The sequence below is a fragment of the Streptomyces sp. NPDC090798 genome, assembly GCF_044768965.1.
GTDB lineage: Bacteria > Actinomycetota > Actinomycetes > Streptomycetales > Streptomycetaceae > Streptomyces.
In genome coordinates this window covers 1-4,519 of the sequence record NZ_JBIVXA010000053.1, presented here as the reverse complement: position 1 = coordinate 4,519, position 4,519 = coordinate 1, and the positions used below count along the sequence as shown (strand labels likewise).

At 66.1% G+C, this 4,519-nt stretch carries 4 protein-coding genes and 2 pseudogenes; 2 read left to right on the top strand and 4 right to left on the bottom strand.

What is annotated here, in order from left to right; genetic code table 11:
- Positions 1-249 precede the first annotated feature (249 nt).
- On the top strand, positions 250-855 hold the full coding sequence (locus tag ACIQTP_RS46835) for a dihydrofolate reductase family protein (RefSeq protein ID WP_403412333.1): 606 nt from the start codon (positions 250-252) through the stop codon (positions 853-855).
- 15 nt (positions 856-870) lie between these two features.
- On the opposite strand, the pseudogene ACIQTP_RS46830 reads toward ACIQTP_RS46835, so the two are convergent.
- Positions 871-1,714, bottom strand: a pseudogene (locus tag ACIQTP_RS46830) (IS5 family transposase).
- 125 nt (positions 1,715-1,839) lie between these two features.
- Between ACIQTP_RS46830 and ACIQTP_RS46825 the strand changes: the two are divergent.
- Positions 1,840-2,973, top strand: coding sequence for an IS630 family transposase (locus ACIQTP_RS46825; protein WP_403412331.1), 1,134 nt, complete (start codon positions 1,840-1,842; stop codon positions 2,971-2,973).
- Positions 2,974-3,001: 28 nt separating this feature from the next.
- Here the strand turns inward: ACIQTP_RS46825 and ACIQTP_RS46820 are convergent, their stop codons facing one another.
- The 3 genes and pseudogenes from ACIQTP_RS46820 to ACIQTP_RS46810 all read right to left on the bottom strand — a co-directional run bounded on the left by ACIQTP_RS46820 (position 3,002) and on the right by ACIQTP_RS46810 (position 3,930).
- Entirely contained in the window at positions 3,002-3,385 is a 384-nt protein-coding gene (locus tag ACIQTP_RS46820) for a hypothetical protein (RefSeq protein ID WP_403412336.1), read from the bottom strand.
- Positions 3,386-3,535: 150 nt separating this feature from the next.
- Positions 3,536-3,745, bottom strand: a pseudogene (locus ACIQTP_RS46815) (DUF4253 domain-containing protein); the annotation flags it as partial.
- Positions 3,742-3,930, bottom strand: a complete 189-nt coding sequence (locus ACIQTP_RS46810) for a hypothetical protein (protein ID WP_403412329.1) — start codon at positions 3,928-3,930, stop codon at positions 3,742-3,744. The gene ACIQTP_RS46810 and the pseudogene ACIQTP_RS46815, both read right to left, overlap by 4 nt.
- Positions 3,931-4,519: the final 589 nt, after the last annotated feature.

The window sequence follows — 4,519 nt, the reverse complement described above, 5'->3', positions numbered from 1 at the left end:
CCCGGAGCCGGTCCACTTCCCCCAACCTCACTCCGGGAAGCTGCCCACGATCAGCCGAGATCACTCAACGTAACGAAGCACTACTAGGCCCTGTCGTTTGGATCATCCCGGCGTCGCGGGGTCTGGCAAGAGGTACCGCACCTCACAGCCGGGCTGCTCCAAACGACGGCCCTGGTACTGCGCCGTGGTAGTTCCGCCGATGAGTTTCCGGCGGTTGTGCCGTCTACCCGTCGACGAAGGGAGCGCACCATGCGCAAGATCATCGTTTGCACGTTCCTGACGCTGGACGGCGTCATGCAGGCGCCGGGCGGTCCGGACGAGGACGCTGAGAGCGGCTTCGAGCACGGCGGCTGGCAGAAACCGGTGACCGACGACGAGGTCGGCACGGCCATCGCTGGTTGGTACGAGCTCTCCGACGCGATGCTGCTCGGCCGCAAGACGTACGAGATCTTCGCGTCGTACTGGCCGACCGCCGATCCCGACAACCCGTTCACCAGTCGGATGAACAGCATGCACAAGTACGTGGCGTCTCGGACCCTGACGTCCGTCGAGTGGCAGAACTCCACGCTGCTGGAGAGCGACATCGTCGATGCCGTACGCAAGTTGAAGGCGTCCGACGGCGGCAACATCAACGTCGTCGGCAGCGGCGACCTCGCTCAGACCCTCATGCAGCACGGCCTCGTCGACGAGTACCGGCTGACCATCCATCCGGTGATCATCGGCACCGGCAAGCGGCTGTTCGCCGACGGAGCGATCCCCACTGCGCTGGAGCCGGTCAGCGTCTCGACGACGAAGGGCGGCACCATCGTCGGCGTCTACCGGCCGAACGGTAAGCCCAGCTACGACAGCTACTGAGCGGTTTCGTTTGGATCACCGACCGGACCGGAGAAAGATGCCCGCGACGTGGAGTCCGGCCAGGTAGATGGTCGCGGTCTTCTCGTAACGGGGGGCCATGCCGCGCCATTGCTTCAGGCGGTTGATGCACCGCTCGACGGTGTTGCGCTGCTTGTAGGTAACGCGGTCGAAGGCCGGTGGCCTGCCGCCCCGGCTTCCCCGCCGCAGTCGGTGACGTCGCTGGTCGGCCGGGACGGGGATCACCGTCCGGATACCGCGCTTGCGCAAGTGGCTGCGGGCCGCGCGGGAGGAATACGCCTTGTCGGCCAGGACCATGTCCGGCCTGGTGAGGGGCCGTCCACGGCGGCGGGGAACGCGCAGGCGCGACATCACTTCCGTGAAGGCGGGCGCGTCGCCTGCCTGTCCGGCGGTGAGATGGAAGACCAGCGGCCGACAGTGGTTGTCGACGACACGGTGGATCTTCGTGGTCAGTCCGCCGCGGGACCGGCCGATGGCATGGTCGTCCGGCTCGCCGGCCGGGGCCCCCTTTGCGGGCCCCGGCCGCGTGCTGGTGCGCCCGCACGATCGTGGAATCCACCGAAACGGCCCAGCTCAGGTCCTCGTCCGCGTCGGCCTGGGCCACCCGGGCGGTGAACACCCGCTCCCAGGTGCCATCGACGGCCAACGTCCGCGGCCGGTTGTAGACACCTCACCAGTTGCCATACTCCTCCGGCAAGTGAACCCACTGGGTACCAGTCTGAGACTTGAAGGCGATCGCGTCGATCACCTCACGATGGTCCCGCCAGCGGCCACCCCGCTTCGGCGTCGGGTTCGGGAGCAACGGCTCAATCCGCGCCCACTGCGCACCAGTCAACGGCAGACACGGACCAACGACCAGCTGATCCAAACGAGACTACCTAGTGCCGCATCAAGCAACGTTCGCCCTGTTGTGACGCGCCGTCCGGATGGTGCTCCGGGCGGCGTGTTGTACGTCATGCTTTGCGGGTGGCTGAGCGTGTGCGGGTCCGCGAGATCGATGACGACGAGGGGCAGCGGCTGCTGCGGATCGTCCGCCGAGGCACCGGATCCGTGGTGACCTGGCGCCGAGCCCAGATGGTGCTCTCATCGGCCCAGGGCATGGACCTGACCAAGATTGCCGAGGTGACGTTTATCAGCCCGGACCGGGTCCGGGACGTGATCCACAACTGCAACGCTGACGGCTTCACTTCGCTCTACCCCAAGTACAAGGGCGGCCGGCCGAAAACGTTCACTCTGCCCGAACGCCGTGAGATCAAGAAGATCGCCAAGTCCAGGCCGGTCGAGCACGGCCTACCCTTCTCGACCTGGAGCCTGGTCGAACTGGCCGACTTCCTGGTTGCCGAGGGGGTGGTCGACGACATCAGCCACGAGGGCCTGCGCATCCTGCTCCGCGAGGAAGGCGTCACCTTTCAACGCCTGAAGACCTGGAAGGCCTCCCGCGACCCTGACTACGCGGTCAAAAAGGCCCGCGTCGAGCACCTCTACGCCATCGCCGACGGCGAGGTCATACCCGAGGAGGGCGAGCCGGAAGTCGTCTTCCGCATGGACGAGTTCGGCCCCCTGAATCTCCAGCCCCACCCCGGCCGCCAGTGGACCGGACGCGGCGGCAAGCACAAGGACCCCGACCGCGAACCGCGCCCGCGCCGCCGCGCGACCTACACCCGCCCGCACGGCGTCCGCCACCTGTTCGCCGCCTACGACCTGGGTAAAAACCAGCTCTACGGCCACATCAAGAAGACCAAGAACCGCTCCAAGTTCCTGGAGTTCTGCCGCTACCTGCGCTCCCTCCACCCCGTCGGCAAGCGCATCGCGATCATCTGCGACAACTACTCCCCTCACCTGACCACCCAACGCTGCCGCCGCGTCGCCGACTGGGCCCAGGCCAACAACGTCGAGATCGCCTATACCCCGACCAACAGCTCATGGCTCAACCGCATCGAGGCCCAGTTCACCGCCTTGCGCTACTTCGCCCTCGATGGCACCGACCACCCCACCCACAAGGCCCAAGGCAGCATGATCCGCCGCTACATCATCTGGCGGAACAAGTACGCCGCCGACAAGCGCCTCAAAGCCCTCGTGAGGAGAGCCAACGCAGCCTGACCTGCAACAGCAGCGGCAACAGGCAACATCACCACAGGTGAAGGAAGCTCCGGACATCGTCATAGCCGTCGAGGGCCCGACCGTCCACATCCGACGGGTCCGCCTCGGCCCGCACCGCCAGCGACTCTGCCAGAGCACGGGCCTCATCGCTGAGATGCCCAAAGCGTCGAGCGGTATGGCCCAGGCACAGCCCAGCCAGCCCGAGCAGCGGACTACCCGACACGGCCCGCGTCCCGACCTGCACACACCAGTGCTCGACGAACCCCGCGTCGTCGTCGTTCAACGCGGTACCGACCAGGACTCCCGCCGCCTCGCCCTCTGCCGAGCGGTCACGCAGAGCCTGCTCCAACGTCTCGACCACCACCCCGTGAGGCAGCGCGGGAGGGTTCTCGAAGCTCAGATGAGAATGCACCCCACGAGAGTACGCGGACCGTATCCAACGGCTACCTGCCGCGGACCCGTCCGGCAAGACAGGGCGAACCGTGCTTGATGCGGCACTAGTCCACCAGAACGACCAGGAGGTCCGCCCCAAGAGGTCCGTCGCGTACTCGGGGAACGGCGTGGGCCGGTCATCAACGATGTTGTCCGCGGTCGACAGCACGTGCTCCAAGGCGAGCAGGTTGGCTTGCTCTGCTTCAACGGGAGGTCTCGCGACCGAAACATGCAGCTCACTGCCGAACACCGCCACGACCTGGGCACCGAAGCGGTCCTCCCAGCTCCGCAGGAGTGCACACAGCAGAGGCAGTAGTGCCTCCGCGGACCAGCCGATCAACGCCAGAGCATCGCTGCCACGACGGGCAGGGACGAGGACGAGGCGACATTCGCCCAGCCCGAACTCGCCACTTCAGGTACCGGGACCGGCGTCGGGTCCGTCCAGAAGGGCAGCCTCCCGCGGCGGTATTCGGCGAAGTCCGTGGCCAGCACCTCCTCCGGGCGGACGGCGTCGACGTGGTCCAAGCTGAGCGCTCTTCCTATGGCGTCGGGCCAGCACAGGAGTGGAACCAAACCATGTGCTCTTTGCTTGCTCAGTAGGCAAGGCCACAGCCGTTCGACGTCCTGAGGGAATTCGTCAGAGACCCACACGTGTGCGGGACCGCGAGACAGGAACCGGTCAGGAGGCAAACCATTAGGCAGGGCAGATGACATGGTCGCACCGTAGACCGCGGTACCGACGGCGCGGCCGCCCGTAGGGCCATAGGCCGTCTCCGTTAGCAGTGATCCAAACGAAACCGCGCGAGGATGACTGGCTCGTGAGCGACGGCGTACACGATCCCAACGGTGGGGCTTCATCGGTCCTCCACCTCCAACACGTCGTGGACTCGGACCCGTCGCTTGCCCAGCTGGCCACCATGCCGCCTGGACACGTCGCCTGGCGCTCAACTGCGGCCAATGTATGGGTCATTGAGGAATGGGCCTACCCCGACGATTAGCACCGAGAAGTCCGAACCTGCGGCCTAGGTGTATTGATCACGAGCGTTGTTGACACTCGCCGGTGCTTGATCATGGCGAAGACCTCCGGTGTGGTGGAGCTGTCTAGGACTGCACC